Annotated in this window: 14 protein-coding genes; 10 read left to right on the top strand and 4 right to left on the bottom strand. The window is 40.2% G+C overall.

Annotation, left to right across the window (positions count from 1 at the left end; genetic code table 11):
• Nucleotides 1-42: 42 nt before the first annotated feature.
• A complete protein-coding gene (locus tag M1L62_RS03395; protein WP_254411597.1) occupies nucleotides 43-1,533 on the bottom strand; it encodes a helix-turn-helix domain-containing protein in 1,491 nt (496 codons plus the stop codon).
• 235 nt (nucleotides 1,534-1,768) lie between these two features.
• Nucleotides 1,769-2,431 carry a porin family protein gene (locus M1L62_RS03390; RefSeq protein WP_254411596.1) on the bottom strand — a complete coding sequence of 221 codons (663 nt, stop codon included), beginning with the start codon at nucleotides 2,429-2,431 and terminating at the stop codon, nucleotides 1,769-1,771.
• Nucleotides 2,432-2,817: 386 nt separating this feature from the next.
• On the opposite strand from M1L62_RS03390, the gene leuS reads away from it, so the two are divergent.
• The gene (leuS, locus tag M1L62_RS03385; protein ID WP_254411595.1) at nucleotides 2,818-5,643 is read left to right on the top strand and encodes a leucine--tRNA ligase; all 2,826 of its coding nucleotides are present in this window, start codon (nucleotides 2,818-2,820) and stop codon (nucleotides 5,641-5,643) included.
• 69 nt (nucleotides 5,644-5,712) lie between these two features.
• On the opposite strand, the gene M1L62_RS03380 is transcribed toward leuS, so the two are convergent.
• Together M1L62_RS03380 and M1L62_RS03375 are read right to left on the bottom strand one after the other, a co-directional pair.
• Nucleotides 5,713-6,093, bottom strand: a complete 381-nt coding sequence (locus M1L62_RS03380; RefSeq protein WP_254411594.1) for a T9SS type A sorting domain-containing protein — start codon at nucleotides 6,091-6,093, stop codon at nucleotides 5,713-5,715.
• Between the two features lie 405 nt (nucleotides 6,094-6,498).
• Nucleotides 6,499-6,723, bottom strand: a complete 225-nt coding sequence (locus tag M1L62_RS03375; protein WP_254411593.1) for a helix-turn-helix domain-containing protein — start codon at nucleotides 6,721-6,723, stop codon at nucleotides 6,499-6,501.
• A 283-nt stretch (nucleotides 6,724-7,006) separates the two neighbouring features.
• Between M1L62_RS03375 and M1L62_RS03370 the strand changes: the two genes are divergently transcribed.
• From M1L62_RS03370 to M1L62_RS03330, 9 genes are all read left to right on the top strand, one after another.
• Nucleotides 7,007-7,810 carry a glycoside hydrolase family 25 protein gene (locus M1L62_RS03370; RefSeq protein WP_254411592.1) on the top strand — a complete coding sequence of 268 codons (804 nt, stop codon included), beginning with the start codon at nucleotides 7,007-7,009 and terminating at the stop codon, nucleotides 7,808-7,810.
• A gap of 202 nt (nucleotides 7,811-8,012) precedes the next feature.
• On the top strand, nucleotides 8,013-8,330 hold the full coding sequence (locus tag M1L62_RS03365; protein ID WP_254411591.1) for an HTH domain-containing protein: 318 nt from the start codon (nucleotides 8,013-8,015) through the stop codon (nucleotides 8,328-8,330).
• 198 nt (nucleotides 8,331-8,528) lie between these two features.
• Nucleotides 8,529-8,852, top strand: coding sequence for a hypothetical protein (locus tag M1L62_RS03360; protein WP_254411590.1), 324 nt, complete (start codon nucleotides 8,529-8,531; stop codon nucleotides 8,850-8,852).
• 21 nt (nucleotides 8,853-8,873) lie between these two features.
• The gene (locus M1L62_RS03355; RefSeq protein WP_254411589.1) at nucleotides 8,874-9,434 is read left to right on the top strand and encodes a CPBP family intramembrane glutamic endopeptidase; all 561 of its coding nucleotides are present in this window, start codon (nucleotides 8,874-8,876) and stop codon (nucleotides 9,432-9,434) included.
• An 872-nt stretch (nucleotides 9,435-10,306) separates the two neighbouring features.
• Nucleotides 10,307-10,450 carry a class IIb bacteriocin, lactobin A/cerein 7B family gene (locus M1L62_RS03350; protein ID WP_254411588.1) on the top strand — a complete coding sequence of 48 codons (144 nt, stop codon included), beginning with the start codon at nucleotides 10,307-10,309 and terminating at the stop codon, nucleotides 10,448-10,450.
• A gap of 27 nt (nucleotides 10,451-10,477) precedes the next feature.
• Nucleotides 10,478-10,618, top strand: coding sequence for a class IIb bacteriocin, lactobin A/cerein 7B family (locus M1L62_RS03345; RefSeq protein WP_254411587.1), 141 nt, complete (start codon nucleotides 10,478-10,480; stop codon nucleotides 10,616-10,618).
• 16 nt (nucleotides 10,619-10,634) lie between these two features.
• Complete coding sequence (locus M1L62_RS03340) at nucleotides 10,635-12,611, top strand: carboxypeptidase-like regulatory domain-containing protein (protein WP_254411586.1); 1,977 nt, start codon at nucleotides 10,635-10,637, stop codon at nucleotides 12,609-12,611.
• Between the two features lie 14 nt (nucleotides 12,612-12,625).
• Entirely contained in the window at nucleotides 12,626-14,806 is a 2,181-nt protein-coding gene (locus tag M1L62_RS03335) for a peptidase domain-containing ABC transporter (RefSeq protein WP_254411585.1), read from the top strand.
• Nucleotides 14,807-14,820: 14 nt separating this feature from the next.
• Nucleotides 14,821-15,990, top strand: coding sequence for an HlyD family secretion protein (locus M1L62_RS03330; protein WP_254411584.1), 1,170 nt, complete (start codon nucleotides 14,821-14,823; stop codon nucleotides 15,988-15,990).
• The last annotated feature ends 240 nt before the right edge of the window (nucleotides 15,991-16,230 follow it).

Raw genomic sequence — 16,230 nt, 5'->3', positions numbered from 1 at the left:
ACATTTAAGTCAACCCCAACCCCTATGTTATCAGCCCTCCATTTAGTTGATCAAACGGCGTAATGCTTTTCTTAACTCTTCGTTTTTATGTTTTTTCTGCAAGATGACCGGTGCCGCAATACGTTCCCTGCAATCGAACAGAGAGCATCGTTCGCAGGTTTCATTTACGTCCCGTGAAGGAATTTCCGGATCATCAAGAAATTGAATCGTTTTACTGGTCTGGTCATCGAGATAAACACCCATGGAAACACTAACGTTCAGATTGGGTGTCGTGGCAGTCGGCTGGGCGAAACTTACAATCAGATAATTGTCCTGTGTATCGATGTATCGCGAACGCTGTGCCTTACAAATGGTATTAACGTAGGTTTTATTTTTTACAGATTCGGCCAGATCATCGAGAATGGTTAGTGCGATCCATCTTCTGCAATAGTGTTCGTCCTTGACCGTATGCGGGTTATGTTTTCTTGAAATGTGCATTTCTTTGGTCATCTCAAACAAATTCTGTCCCGCGAAATTGTTAAACCTCGAAAAGAAGATCTGTTTGATGCCAAAATGGGTCGGCAGGACGTTGCTAAGCCGGTAGCAAAAAGATTCGGGTGTGGTATTAAATGCTTCAACCATCGCCACGAGTTTTTCCGGCTGCCAGGTTTTAAGCGCGAAAAATTCTTTCAGCTTTGGTACGAGCAGACTGCGTTTGATAATAACGGCACTGGCAAAATACGAGGCTTTGAAATTGTTGAGCAGCTGCTCAAAAGATTCAGCCTCCACAAGAGCTGTGGTATGAAGCCTGTTTTTCAGTTTCAGATAAACATATCCGATTTCCCTGCCATAAATAAACGCACGCTGCACCGAAGAAAGGTGAACATTTACAAGCAGCCGGTTTCCCTGTGGCCGCGTAATTGTTAATGACCGCACGCTGGCAAATTCAGGATTGAGCTTTTCGTTGATGTCTTCTATTTTGTAATTGTACTCCGAGGTCAGTACTTCTGCCAGATACGTTTCATCCAGTAGCTTGTCCACAGGAATATCCCTTTCCGACATAAACCGTTCAGCCTCTTCCTCAATATCTTCAAAACAATTGTCGTGCATTTCCTGGTAGGTGCGCAGGGCGGAGAAATAAAATTTCTCCACCGACATATTGTAATTTCTGGCAATTTCGATGAGCGTTCCTACAAACGCGCTGATTTTCGTAGGCGCGTCCGAAAGCAGTTCTAGCAAACTGGCCGGATCGATCCCAAAGAGTTCCAGCGGAAGTTCGGTCAGGATATTGGAGCTTAGCAACTCCGATATCGGTTCAAGCCGCTTGCTGAGTTTTAGCGAAACCAGCGTGTCATAATCGACTTCCATGGCACTTGCCAACGCTATGATCTTATCGGACTTAGGATACTTTTTCCCTTTTTCAATTTCATTGATATAAGAAATCGACAATCCTGATTTTTGCGAAAGTTCACTCAGCGACAGACCTTTGTCCAGGCGAAGCTGTTTTAATTTCAGTCCAAAAACCAGTCGTACGTTGTCAGTATTTAAAGCCACGATAATAGGGAGTATGCGCGTTAGGGTTATTCAAAACAATCCAGAATCTAAAAGCCGATTGTTTATCTGATATATCAAACGATATAAAAATGTAAACTGCAAAATTACTTTATCTGGATCAAATCCCTAACCAACAGGGTAAAATATGCTTTTCATAAAGTAAGTCGTTTATCAGATAAAAGAAAAAGAGGGCAATTTTCAAATTGCCCTCAGTACTTTTCAGCGTGATTCAGGATCAGAAAATAGCGAAACCAAGCGTTGCCTGGAACAGGTTGCTTTTTCTGCCAAACTGCGCGGCCGTTGTTGCGTTATTGTAATTAACTTTTACGATGTCATTAAAATTGCCCTCATAACGTACATCAAGGCTCATTCTGCCAAAATCCACACCAACACCTGCCTGATAACCGAAAGCCAGACGGTTGTTGAATTCTGCTTTTGAATTGCTTCCTGTTACCTCGTTAAAGGAATCGCCCAGTTTTCCATTGTCCGATAATCTCAGAGAGGCCATTGGGCCTGCATTGATTCTGAAAAATTTGGCGATGCGCACACCAAAAAGCAATGGTACATCAAGGTTTGAGAACCTGACGTCAACTTTGCCATCGTTCACCGAATTATCAAAGTCGAATTTTGCCCCTTTTTGAGAGAGTAAAATTTCGGGCTGTAAATAGAAATCTTTTCCAAATCTGAAAAATACACCTCCTGCAAATCCTAAGGTGCGGTCTGAATTATCCTTGAAATTAAATGCATTTCCCCCCGACCCCAGTGACAGATCATTGCCGTTGATGTTGGATAAGTTAGCACCTGCTTTGATACCAAACCGGAAAGCCGGATCATACTGCGCAGAGGCTGAATAGTTTATCCCAACTGCACAAAGCGCTATCAATAATAACTTTTTCATAAACTGTTTTTAATTTTAATTGATGATTTTACTGGTTGTTAAAAATCCTTTGTAAAAAGCTATGCCGTTGGTACAACAACGATATTTTGTGTCCATGTGAGCATTTGTTTCCCCAGGAATTTCGCATTTTTTAAATTTAATAAAACCTGCGTATTCCAGGCGCAGTGAGGATTTTATACGTGTGAAGACTGTTATGGTCACACAATTTATCTAACGGCGGCATTACATTTTGACTGTAATCCTTTAATAATCATAACAATCTGTATGGTTTACAAAACTTAATATTGACAGGAATTACGGCAAAACGAGGTTGAATACAATCAAAAACGCTATTTTTGCGGGCTATTAATACCAAAGTTAATTTTAGACTAAATTGTTGATAAAGAATGAGTGAATATAGCCCTCGGGAAATAGAAAAGAAATGGCAGAATTTTTGGGAACAAAATGAGACTTTTCAGGTTGAGAACAAGTCTGATCTTCCCAAATATTATGTTTTGGATATGTTCCCGTATCCTTCCGGAGCCGGCTTGCACGTAGGTCATCCGCTTGGATATATTGCTTCTGATATTTATTCCAGATATAAGCGCCTGAAAGGATTTAATGTGTTGCACCCGATGGGATTTGATAGTTTCGGCCTTCCGGCTGAGCAATACGCGATCCAGACAGGACAGCATCCGGCAATCACTACGGAGCAGAATATTACCCGTTACATTGAACAATTGAAAAATCTGGGTTTCAGTTACGACTGGAGCCGTGAGGTACGTACGTCGGATCCGTCGTATTATAAATGGTCGCAGTGGATTTTTACGGAACTTTTTGAAAGCTGGTACAACAACGATACCCAGAAAGCGGAAAGAATCGAAACGCTGATCGCGAAGTTTGAAGCCAACGGTAACCAACAGGTTAATGCAGCTTGTGACGAGGATACGGCTGCTTTCACCGCTGAGGAGTGGGATTCATGGTCAGAAGAGGAAAAATATAAGGCTACGCTGAAATACAGGATTACCTATGTTGCGGATGCAACGGTAAACTGGTGCCCGGGTTTGGGCTCTGTGTTGTCCAATGATGAGGTGAAGGATGGTGTTTCTGAGCGTGGTGGTTTTCCGGTGATCCAGAAGCTGATGCGTCAGTGGATGATGCGTATCACGGCTTATTCGCAGCGTCTTTTGGATGGCCTGGACAATGTGGATTGGACAGAATCCCTGAAAGAGCAGCAGCGTAACTGGATCGGTCGTTCGGTGGGTGCGCTTGTGACTTTCCCGGTCGCGACTTCAAAAGAGGGTGGGGCTGGTGTGGAATCCATAACGGTTTTCACAACTCGTGTGGATACGATTTATGGTGTTTCGTTTATGGTAATCGCGCCTGAGCATGAGCTTGTGGATGTGATCACGACACCTGAGCAAAGAGCGGATATCGATGCGTATATTGATTTTACTAAAAAACGGTCGGAGCGCGATCGGATGAGTGATGTGAAAACCGTTTCCGGTGCGTTTACAGGAGCTTATGCCATTAATCCGTTCAACGACGAGAAAATTCCGGTTTATATTGCAGACTATGTTTTGGCGGGTTATGGAACGGGTGCGGTGATGGCGGTACCGTCGGGCGACCAGCGTGACTGGAATTTTGCGAAACATTTCGACCTGCCGATTATCCCGATCCTGGATTCTCAGAAGGAAATTGATGTACAGGCGGATAATACCAAGGAAGGGAAATATATCAATTCTGGCATCATTAACGGCCTGACTTTCCACGAAGCCAACAAAGTTTTGATCCAGTGGCTGGAAGAAAAAGGTGTAGGGAAAGGCAAGATCAATTACCGTCTGCGCGATGCTGTTTTCAGCCGTCAGCGTTATTGGGGTGAGCCTGTGCCTGTTTTCTACAAAAATGACAGCAATGGTCAACCGCTTCCTTACTTGTTGAAACAAGAAGAATTGCCGCTTAACCTACCGGCGATTGATAAATATTTGCCAACTGAAAACGGCGAACCACCATTGGGTCGCGCAGAAGGTTGGGGGCATGGCAGCGGAAATCCGTACGAATTGAGTACGATGCCGGGATGGGCTGGAAGCAGCTGGTACTGGTACCGTTATATGGATGCGAAAAATGACGCAGAATTTGCGTCAAAAGAATCAATCGATTACTGGCGTAATGTCGATTTGTACATCGGTGGAACGGAGCATGCGACCGGGCACTTATTGTACAGTCGTTTCTGGAACAAGTTTTTGAAAGACCGTGGGTTTGTGCCGGAGGAAGAGCCGTTCAAAAAATTGATCAACCAGGGAATGATCCAGGGGCGTAGCAGTTTTGTTTATCGTGTAAAAAGCGAAGAATACAGCAAACCTGTTTTCGTCAGCGAAGGCCTGAAATCTCAGTATGAAGTTTCTGCTTTGCACGTGGATGTGAATATCGTTGAAAACGATATCCTTGACGTTGAGAAATTCAAGGCAAGCCGCCTTGACATTGCTGGTGAAAATGCTGAATTTATTCTGGAAGACGGAAAATATCATTGCGGCGTGGAAGTCGAGAAAATGTCGAAATCCAAGTTCAATGTTGTAAACCCGGATGATATCGTTACACGATATGGTGCGGATACGCTTCGTTTGTATGAAATGTTCCTTGGACCGTTGGAGCAGGCTAAACCATGGAATACCAATGGTATTGATGGGACATATCGTTTCATCCGTAAATTCTGGCGTTTGTTTTTCAACGATCAGGGGCAGTGGGTTGTAAAAGACGAAGCTGCGAAACCTGAGGAGTTGAAGGTATTGCACAAAACGATCAAGAAAATTGAGGAAGACATTGAAAACTTCTCTTTCAACACGGGCGTAAGTGCATTCATGATGTGTGTAAACGAGCTGGGAAGTCTGAAATGCAACAAGAAATCTATTTTGCAGGAACTGGTTATCCTGATTTCTCCTTATGCGCCGCATTTGAGTGAAGAATTGTGGGCCGCGTTGGGTAATGAGGAAGGAACTGTTTCGAAAGCAGCTTTCCCGAAATGGGAACAACAATATGTTGTGGATGCCGTATTCGAATATCCGATTCAGATCAATGGAAAAGTCCGGGTGACACTTCCGTTTGCCCTGGATACAGCACCTACTGAGATTGAAAAAGAAGTGCTCGCTAATGAAGTTGTGATCAAATGGCTGGAAGGGAATACGCCTAAAAAAGTCATCGTAGTTCCGAAACGTATAGTGAACGTGGTTATTTAAAAATAAAGTGATAAAAAAACCGATGCAGGTTCTCCTGCATCGGTTTTTTTGTTTGCAACGGACCGCAAATTAATCCATCTTGATTGAGCGCTCAACCACCTTTTCGAGTAACTGGAATTCTTTGGTTTGTTTTTCTCCTTTGCTAACGATTTCCAATGTGTAATTTCCGGCGGGAAGGTCGTTGATATCAATTTCTCTTCTCAATTTTTTATCGTATTTCCCCGCAACTTCTCTGTAAAACACTTTTCCTTTCGAATCCTGGAAAAGTATCGCAGTGCTGGCATTGTTGTACTTGTCGATGTTTACTTTAAGCTTTCCGTCTTTGGAAGCATAAACTCCGGAATTGAATCCGGTTACTTTTTTCACTTCTTTATCTCCTGCAACAGCAGTGAATGAAATGGTTGCGACTAAAACCAGAGCGCTTACGATGTTTTTGATTGAATTTTTCATGGCTAATAGATTTATGAATTTGTTATGTGTTACGCTTAAAGAACATAACAAATGTATGGGTTATGGCAGGTACTATGCAATGCAAAGTACATGAGTGGCACAATATCGAAATGAATGGTAAATTCACACATCAGTGGTACGGAAATGGCTTGAAATGGACGTAAAAAAGCCTATTCATTAACTTTCGTTTAGAATAGGCTTCGAGTGTGTGTAAAATGAAATGGTGAGTAAGCTTAAATTGTGTTTGTTGATGAAGTGTTGTAAAATGATGAAGTGTTATGAAATGTGCGTGTAATCAATCGTTTTGTTATGATAATGTATGTATAGTGTGTGCAACCTGTTTCCTTTTATTCGGTATGTAGACGAGCGATATTATCTGGCGTCACAATTTTTTTTAATTTCTTTTCAAATATTTTCTTCCCATTCCAGTAATGCTGCCAATGTCATTCCAAATACTTTGGCAATTGCGGCAGCCCTTGTTACGGTCAAGCTGGTATCGCCAGTCTCTATTTTGCTGTATGCTGTCTGGCTCAAACCTATTTCCCGGGCCATTCTTTCTTGCTTCAATCCGTGCAGCTGGCGGAGCTTTTTTAATCGCTTTCCGAGACCCTTTAAATTTTCTGGTTCCATGACTTACAGGATTTATTGTAAACAATGAGGGAATATAGTCTGTATTGGGTTAGACTTACCGTTTATCCATAGGTCACTCCATAGGCGGCATTAAGCGGTAATTTTTTTGATATTTATGCTGAATGAAGACAGTTAATTGAGTTGTTTTGTGCGTAATTTATTGGTAAGCAGGTTGTTATTAGGAGTTTGATGTGCGGAAAAATATTTATGAAGAACGACAAGTTTTTGGTGCACCGCATTGTTGCAACCAACCATTCCTATCTTTTTGTACTTTTGCTTCCCTATGGCAAAAAAGAAATCGCGAAGTTCCATTTTAAGTAAACCTGACTATTTGAAACCTCTGCCGTTAAAAGGTTGGGCGATTATTGCAGGTATTGTGCTGGTGATTGGCGCTCTGGTTTGGTGGAGCGACAGCAAGGATGAGAACAAATGGACTTACGTAGGTAAATTCGGAATTAAGTTTCCGCTCAAATATGCCTTGCATGGTATTGATGTATCCCATCATAATGCGCGTATAAACTGGGACAAGCTGAAAAACTCACGAACCGATGAAGTCGGAATTGATTTTGTTTACATAAAAGCAACAGAGGGCGCCACACATCTGGACCGGCAATTTCAGAGAAACTGGAAGGAGGCGCGAAGGGTTGGCATGAAACGGGGTGCTTATCACTTTTATAACCCGCGTGTAATGTCCGACAGGCAGGTAGAGAATTTTATCGGACAGGTGGAACTGCTTCCGGGCGATCTGCCACCGGTATTAGACCTTGAAACAGATGCCAGAAAACCTAACGAGATCATCGTTAAAGGTGTCAGAAACTGGCTTGTACTGATCGAAAAACACTATGGTGTGCGTCCGATCATCTATGTAAACGAACATTTCTACAAAAAATACATCGCCGGAAATTTCGACGATTATCCCCTGTGGCTGGCAGGGTATTCACGCACGCACCTCAACGACCTGGCCGAAGACGCCCACGTCCTGTTTTGGCAACACAGCGAAAAAGGCTGGGCCGACGGAATCCGCGGTTTTGTAGACTACAATGTTTTTTTACACGAACCGGGAGATTGGGAGCGGTTGGGGGAGTAGGGTCTAAAGAACTCGTGATTCGGAATACATATAACCAGATTTGAGGTTTGTCATTCCTGATCTGGATTTTGTGGTTAATGTATTTATTAAAATAAAATATTGTTTTATTCCAAATTTGATTAAAAAAGAAGCCTGATTACGAAGGCTTTTTTGATTGAAGTTTCTACATTGCATTTCGAATATTACACACACACGCTATAATATGAACCTGATAAAATATCTGGAACGGTTTGACCGGCTACACCATATGATTGGGACAAGAGCCACTGGTTCCCCAGCTGAATTGGCTGAAAAATTAGACCTCTCGAAAAGAGCTGTGTTTGAATACATACGCGTTATGAGAGAAATGGGAGCCCCGATCTCTTTTTGCCACATAAGGCAAACCTATTATTATGAACGATCCGTCCGGTTTAACATGGGTTTTTGCGAATCGAGTAATGAAGAAACCAAGTCTGTTGAAGTAGGAGAGTTTCAAATAACGCCTGAATTTTTTAAAGAATTATTGCCTGTGCAGAAATAGTGCACTGGCAGTTTCTAGATTTATGGTTTACAACTGAAAGCAAGGGGCTTTTAGTGATAGGGGATTTTATGCAATTCAACAGATGAAAAAATCTTTGCTTTTCTACCCGGCCAATATTCAAAGTCATGTAATTCCTGCCATGAACCTGGCGAGCCATCTGAAAAACGAGTACGAGATTCATGTGCTTGGATGTAAACTGTGAATTATTTCAAACCTTCCCAACGACCATGGAAACGGTTAAAAAAATTCCAGACAGTTCCGGATATTAATGAAAAGAAAAATATAGTAATGACCGAAATGAAGGCGATACTTGTGGATTTTGAGGTGAATGAAGGGCTGGATATTTATAACAAAATTACCGGTAGCCATCCTTTGCATCTTAATTTTAATGGCCCTGTGATGAAACCAGCCATGTTGGTTCAGCCGTTTTTATCTTTTATTAACAAGGTAAATCAACCTGGAAGTACACAGGAAAGGACGAGTTCAGGTAGCGTTGCCGTCAAAGAATATGCCCATCAATAAATCTAAAGACACATACTTAACATGACCGTCCATTTCAAATATCTTATACTGCATTTTATCGGGTTTATTAAAAACCCAAATGCTCCTGATTATGTAGATATTTCGAAAGATCAAAAATTGCTCAACGTAAGTTTCTACTATTTGATCATACAATTCGTAGTATCCGCCTTTATCCTTTGGTATCCGGTAGAAATAGCAGAAAAATTAGGGCTTTATAATAGGTTAGAAGAAATTGATTATAAAACAGGTGTTTTAACTACAGTGATTTCAGCAGTTATACTTGCTCCTCTTATAGAAGAAGGGATATTCCGGCTTTCACTGGGTTACTATCGAAAAAAAACTTATTTCAAGTGGTTATATTACTTGTCAGCTTTGATATTTGGCTGGATTCATTTTTTTAATTATCAATTCGATCATTCGCATTACCTTTTTATCCCCTTCATCACAATGACTCAAACTTTTGGCGGATTAATGCTAGGGTACATCCGCATCATCTATGGTTTTTGGTATGGTGTATTACTACATTCTTTATTCAATATCCTTGGGGTTATTTGGCAATTCACAATCGGGTTTGACTTATAAACAATTATTTTATGATTTCATTTTATTTCAAAAAGATCGGTTATTGGATTATGATCCTGTCATTGGTCATGTTTTTATCAGTCATGTTAAATTTTGACTTCTTTTCACCATTCGCGGAGACATGGGTTGGGGCTCTTAAATGGTTTTGCCTTTGCGGTTTGACATTGGTTATTATTTCCAGAGAGAAAAATGAAACTGCTGAAATCGAAAGGTTAAGATACCGTTCTTTCTTTCAGACCTTCTTTGGAGTATTACTGATGATCGTAGTGTTTTCCCTATCCAACTTACTTGTCAGGGACGATGCAGTTAGTGTAGATAAAGCCCTGACTTATCTTAAAGACAATGACCTTTTTAAATTTTCAGCTATTTTTTTGACTGTACATTTTTTTGCTTTCCGTAGGGAATTAAAAAAAATGGGCAAGATGCTTTAAAAACATAGACTTTTTTAATAAAGATGAAAGCAGGATTAAATAAAAAGCTGCAAATGTACATCTACATATTAATTGGATTGTTCAGTGGCCCTATTGTTGTTAAAGCCTACGCTATCATTAAGAGTTTCATTATTTCCTGGTTTGAGTAGTGGACGATAAACGTCATTACTTCGCTAACCTAGGCCGAGTGTATAGTTTATACCGGCAAAACCGGCGACAAATAGCGTGTAGCGGAGGAAAGTAAAGTCGCAAATCGGCTGTTTGAAGGAGTTTTGATGAAAAAGAAATAATTTTTAAAAATATTTTACAAAAATATAGCCAGTGCAATTATAGTGCACTGGCGTTACTTAGCTTTACGATATCATCATCTGAGATACCGTTGGCCAACAGAATTGAGTGATGATTTTAGTAAATTTTTAATCATCTTAAAAATAAAATCCAATGGAAATGTTACAACTGGAGAATTCCGGCTTGGTTGAAATGAGCCACGAGGAAATGGTAAAAGTTGAAGGGGGATTTTGGGCGATAGTTTTTTGGGCTATCGCTGGATTCCTGACTGGAGTAGGCATATTTGCCTCAGAATAATTGATAAAATTAACTTAAAAATCATAAATGATGGAAAATCTAAATCGCTTCGGATTAGTTGAATTATCAAGAGAAGAAATGCAGGAAGTAAATGGTGGTTTTTGGCTGCAAGCACTGGTTTTTGTAGCATCTGCCATTTTAGGCTACATTTTTGCAGAGAGATTATAATTTGACTTTGCTGTTTTTGGAGGAACGTTTCTTCCAAAAACAGCAATTGCTTAATGGATTTAATATGGCAGTCAATAGCAAATATTTACAAAACTTATCGGCATGGTTGTTACTGTTTGTAAGTCTCAATGCTTATGCGCAGACGAAACATATTGCCGGCAGGATTTTGGATGCGAAGCAACAAGCTATCCCTTTTGCCTCTATTCATATTGAAGGAGAAAACAATGGAACTGTTACGAATGAACAGGGATATTTTAACTTGGTGATTCGTAATTTGGACAATCGGATATTGGTCGTTAGTTCTCTGGGTTATAAAACCAATAAACATAAAATAGGTGTTGATAACCAGGGTATTGTGATTATTTTAGAAGCGGATGCGACGCAACTTAATGAAGTTTTCATTTTTCCGGATAGCTCCCTAAAAGTCTTACTTGCGAAAGCATACAGGAAAATTAATGACAACTATCCTCAAAATTCAATTGAATTAATTGGGTTTTACAGATCTTATCATAAATCGACAAAAGATAATCGCTATCTGGATTTTACAGAATCTTCGTTAAGAGTCCAACAAAGTGGATATCAAAATTCAAAAGAAGATGCTCAGGTAGAAGTGCTTAAAGTGCGTAACCTCAGATTTCCTCAACGCGACAGTATCGATAACGTAAGATATTACGGTGGTGCATTTATGGTTAATTGGAATGATCCTGTCAAAATGAGAGAATCTTTTTTGAATCCTGCCTATTTCAATAAACGTTTTATTTATCAGCTTGAATCAATTTCGAAATACAATATGGGAAAAGATTCAGTTTATGTCATTCGATTTAAATCAAATGACACGAGAGAAACAAAGGAAGGTAAAATTTGGATTGACAAAAAAACGCTGGCTTATCAGAAAATTGAATGGAAAGATAATGATCCGAAAAACCCAAATCCTCTGATTCCAATAAGAAGAATTACCAGAAATTACCTAACACTTTATCAACATCAAGATGCTGTAAATGTGGTGAAATACACTTCGGTTAGTGGTAAAAACTACAATGGTAAGACAAAGCAGGAGAGTAATTATGTACTTGAATTTGTTACAACTGCCTGTGATCTGATAAAAAATCATAAACAAATACCATTAGAGAAGAGGCTGAAATACGGCGAGCTGTTTGCAGAATTAGAGAGTACTAATGATATGCATTTTTGGGATGAATACACCACGATTGAAATGGATTCGACATTAAAAATGGAGAGGATTAGGATGTCCGGCAACGAAACTGCGAAAACGGGTTATAGCGAGATTAAATCGAGAAGAGATCTTAAAGTGAGAATATATAACTTAACAAAACGCATAACAATTGGTTACGCATTAAATGGAGCTTTCTTTAAATCCATAGATAAGGAGCGTGTCTGGTTAGATTACATGGATCAAATGAATGGTGGGGCACGGGCAATTTCCAGGCCTACCGTCATCTCCGGGAGTACAATTAGCATCGGATACGAACTGAATCCATATAAGCAGCTAAGAATGGATTTTACGGATGGATTATTTAACTCTAATCTTTACAAGGTCATTTCGATTAAATTTTATCAATATTATCTGATGAAAAAAGAAGGGAATCCGCTATTTATAACAGCTTCGACAGGTTTCTCAATCGGTAAAGCTGGGCTATACTTAGGAGAACTTTCTTCCGAGAAGGATATAGTTATGAATGGTAAGAATTTGGGTAAGAATTCAAAAGTTTTTTTAGGAGACCGGGATATTAACGGTCAGATCGGTTTGGGTTTGGAATATCGAAAAAAGCGACTTTCTTATTTTGGAGAATTGAGCTACACTCAAAATATCCATCAAAAGGACATACTACTACTCAAAACGAAAAGAAATTTTTTCTTTACAAGAACTGTTGCCACGGATTACCCTTCCACGGAGATTCTAATAACACCTGAGAATGTATATAGGGGTGTTTCTCCCGTGTCCATGGCCTTTGGGATACGTATGAGACTTTAAGTTAGTCATTATCTATGAGAGCAAGTATTTTTATTAAACAGCATGATATCACGGACTGTGGTGCAGCTTGTCTAGCTTCTGTTGCGGGGCATTATGGATTAGGGATGCCTATCGCCCGTGTGAGACAATATGCAGGGACAGACCCAAAAGGTACCAATGTCCTTGGACTTATTGAAGCCGCTCAAAAAATTGGTTTTCAGGCAAAAGGCGTTAAGGGAGCGCTAGAAAGTCTTAATAAAATTCCATTACCTGCAATTGCCCATGTTATTGTAAAAGGAGGATTGCATCATTACATTGTATTATACAAAGTTACAGATAAAGATGTCACGTATATGGATCCCGGAGATGGTAAAACCCATACTAAGGCACTAGAAGAATTTAAAAAATTATGGACAGGGGTATTAATAATTTTAATGCCTGCGGATAATTTTGTAATTGAAAATCAACGAGTTTCCGTCATGCACCGCTTCTGGGCTTTGGTCAATCCCCACAAAAGTGTTATGATCCAGGCATTGTTTGGTGCAGCTGTGGCAACCTTACTTGGCTTATCCACGTCCATATATATTCAGAAAATAACCGATCATGTCCTGCCTTCAGCGAACATGAACTTGTTACGTTTATTGAGTGTCGGTATGTTGCTGATATTGGTTTTGCAAACCATAGTGGGTACGATAAAAACGGTCTTTGTTTTCAAAACCGGTCAGCAGATTGATGCGCAGCTTATTTTAGGTTATTACAAACATTTGCTGACACTTCCGCAGCAATTTTTTGATACGATGCGGGTAGGAGAGATTATTTCCAGAGTTAATGATGCCGTTAAAATCCGGTCGTTTATCAACGAGACGGTGCTGGACCTGGTTGTTAATGTCTTTATCGTGCTGTTTTCCTTTATGCTCATGTTCACTTATTACTGGAAGCTGGCGTTGATTATGCTTGCCATCATTCCGTTTTATGTGTTTTTCTATTGGATATCGAACCGGATTAATAAACGTCTTCAGCGTAAACTCATGGAAAATGCTGCCGAGCTGGAAGCACAGCTGGTGGAATCTTTAAATGCAGCTTCGACCATCAAAAGGTTTGGCATGGAAAGCTATGCTAACTATAAAACAGAAACACGGTTTATTCAGTTGATCCGTACCATTTATAGTTCATTTATGTCATCTTTATCAGTGAGTACCGCCAGTGGCTTTATTTCTCAGCTATTTACGATCATTTTGCTGTGGGTTGGTACTTCTTTTGTCATTACCAATGAACTGACGGCTGGTGAACTTTTTTCTTTTTACGCATTGATCGGTTATTTTACAGGACCTGCCGGCAGACTCATAGGTGCGAACAAGACCATTCAGGATGCGTTGATTGCCGCTGACAGGCTTTTTGAGATTATGGATTTGGAACGTGAAAAAACAGAACATAAAATCGAGCTCACGAAGGATATGGTCGGGGATATTAATCTGGAAGATGTTACTTTCAGATATGGAACACGGGCCATTATTTTTGAACATTTGAACCTAACGATCAGGAAAGGTAAAATTACTGCGATCGTTGGGGAGAGCGGGTCAGGTAAGTCTACACTTATTTCGCTACTGCAAAATTTGTACCCTTTGAAGAGCGGGCGGATTAATATCGGTGATTTTGATATTCAGCATCTTAGCAATGAAAGTTTAAGGAAGTTGGTGAGTGTTGTTCCGCAGCAGATTCATCTTTTCGCGGCAACCGTCCTGGAAAATATTGCCCTTGGTGCGTTTGAGCCTGACATGAAAAAGGTACTTTATTATGCCAGAAAATTGGGCATTCATGAATTTATTGAAGAGTTGCCCAATGGGTATGTTACGGAACTGACCGAGAACGGCAATAATTTGTCGGGAGGCCAGCGGCAACGACTGGCCATTTTACGGGCGTTATACCGCGAACCTGAGATTATTATTTTTGACGAAGCCACGTCATCTTTAGATACAATTTCGGAACAATATGTGCAGGATACGATCAAGTCGCTTTGTGCAGCTGGAAAAACGGTAGTTCTTATTGCACATCGACTGTCTACGGTACGGGAATCGGATGAAATTATCGTTGTCCATAAGGGCAAAGTTGTTGAAAAGGGGACTCATGAAACGCTATTGGTCGAAAAGGGGCAGTATGCTTCATTATGGAGTCAACAAAGTGGTGTGACGGTATTTGAAACAAACCTTGTAAATTAATCTGGCGATAAGGTATGCAGCAACAACTTTTCCCCCCAGATGTTCTTGAAAATAGCATCGAAGGGTACTTACCGAGTGTGGCAGTCGGGAGTCAGTGGATATATGCTACCACAATTTTTGCTATACTTCTGACCTTGTTTTCTCTTCCTTTTCTATATATTGATATATCCGTCCAAAGCAGTGGAAGTCTTCGTACTGCAAACGAGAAAACAGAACTTCGTTCGTTGGTCAATGGTGTTATCCAACACGTGACTGTAACTGAAAACCAGACGGTAAGGAAAGGAGAAATGCTTTACGAGATAAGTTCTCAGGAATTATCTTCGCGTATCCAGCTGAATAAGGATCAGAAGGAGCAGAAAAACTCATTTATCCATGATCTGGAAAAACTGGTCAGACTTGATCAGTCTGGTTTATACAGGGAACAAGTTTTCGGAACATCGCTATATGCACAACAGTTTTTTTCTTTTCAGTCAAAAATGCAGGAGAACTTGTTTCATCAGCAAAAGATCAAAAAAGAGCTGGACGCCGATAGAAAACTTTTTAAGGAAAAGGTGATTGCGATGCGCGAATTTGATAGTAAAGATTTTGAACATACGCAGCTGGTTGCACAATATGAATCCGCTTTTCGTCAGCAAATGGGACAGTGGCAGTCTGATTTGAGTAGTCAGCGTGAAAATCTGCAACAGTTATATGCAGAGGAGAAACAGCTTGCCGAACAGCAGAAAAACTATGTAGTCAATGCACCGGTTGCTGGAACGATGCAGCAGATTTCTGGTAAATACACGGGCAGTTTTATACAGGCAGGTGAATCTTTGGGTATCATCTCGCCCGATGATTCCCTGATCATTGCCGAATGTTACGTTTCACCACAGGACATTGGTCTTATAAAAAAGGGGCAGCATGTTTTATTTCGTATGGATGCTTTCAATTATAATGAATGGGGGATGGTGAATGGTAAGGTTGAAGATATTGCCCGGGATTTTACGATCATGCAGGACCGACCCGTGTTCAAAGTTAAATGTTCACTGGATCGGAAAAAGCTGCAATTGAAAAATGGTTATCAAGTAGCACTTACCAAGGGATTAAGTCTTCGCGCTGAATTTGTGATTACGAAACGTAGCTTGTATCAGCTAATCTATGATAAAGCAGATGATTGGTTGAATCCTAGGAATAAGCAAACCTGAATATGTGCTGCTGCAACATAGTTCAGTAGGGAATTTAGATTTATGCCAATCAATTTGATGTCTTGTATAAAGTATTCTTCAAGAAAGAAACACACACACACTTTGCCCGTAATTAAAAATGTCGGTGCATTTATCGGGATGGAAAGAGCTGGATGTTATCCTTTTTCTCGTAAATGAGATAACTGATTATGTAACCAACTCTAAATTATTTCCTCCATCAGATTTTAACAACCTTTTAGT

Origin of the sequence: Dyadobacter diqingensis (assembly GCF_024220585.1) — a bacterium.
In the GTDB taxonomy this organism is placed as follows: Bacteria; Bacteroidota; Bacteroidia; order Cytophagales; family Spirosomataceae; genus Dyadobacter; species Dyadobacter diqingensis.
This window is presented reverse-complemented; position numbering and strand designations above follow the sequence as displayed.

What these genes read in the sequence shown, in the direction of transcription:
- M1L62_RS03390 (WP_254411596.1), bottom strand. Translation starts at nt 2,431, where the DNA reads ATGAAAAAGTTATTATTGATAGCGCTTTGTGCAGTTGGGATAAACTAT.
- leuS (WP_254411595.1), top strand. Translation starts at nt 2,818, where the DNA reads ATGAGTGAATATAGCCCTCGGGAAATAGAAAAGAAATGGCAGAATTTT.
- M1L62_RS03380 (WP_254411594.1), bottom strand. Translation starts at nt 6,093, where the DNA reads ATGAAAAATTCAATCAAAAACATCGTAAGCGCTCTGGTTTTAGTCGCA.
- M1L62_RS03375 (WP_254411593.1), bottom strand. Translation starts at nt 6,723, where the DNA reads ATGGAACCAGAAAATTTAAAGGGTCTCGGAAAGCGATTAAAAAAGCTC.
- M1L62_RS03370 (WP_254411592.1), top strand. Translation starts at nt 7,007, where the DNA reads ATGGCAAAAAAGAAATCGCGAAGTTCCATTTTAAGTAAACCTGACTAT.
- M1L62_RS03365 (WP_254411591.1), top strand. Translation starts at nt 8,013, where the DNA reads ATGAACCTGATAAAATATCTGGAACGGTTTGACCGGCTACACCATATG.
- M1L62_RS03355 (WP_254411589.1), top strand. Translation starts at nt 8,874, where the DNA reads ATGACCGTCCATTTCAAATATCTTATACTGCATTTTATCGGGTTTATT.
- M1L62_RS03350 (WP_254411588.1), top strand. Translation starts at nt 10,307, where the DNA reads ATGGAAATGTTACAACTGGAGAATTCCGGCTTGGTTGAAATGAGCCAC.
- M1L62_RS03345 (WP_254411587.1), top strand. Translation starts at nt 10,478, where the DNA reads ATGATGGAAAATCTAAATCGCTTCGGATTAGTTGAATTATCAAGAGAA.
- M1L62_RS03335 (WP_254411585.1), top strand. Translation starts at nt 12,626, where the DNA reads ATGAGAGCAAGTATTTTTATTAAACAGCATGATATCACGGACTGTGGT.
- M1L62_RS03330 (WP_254411584.1), top strand. Translation starts at nt 14,821, where the DNA reads ATGCAGCAACAACTTTTCCCCCCAGATGTTCTTGAAAATAGCATCGAA.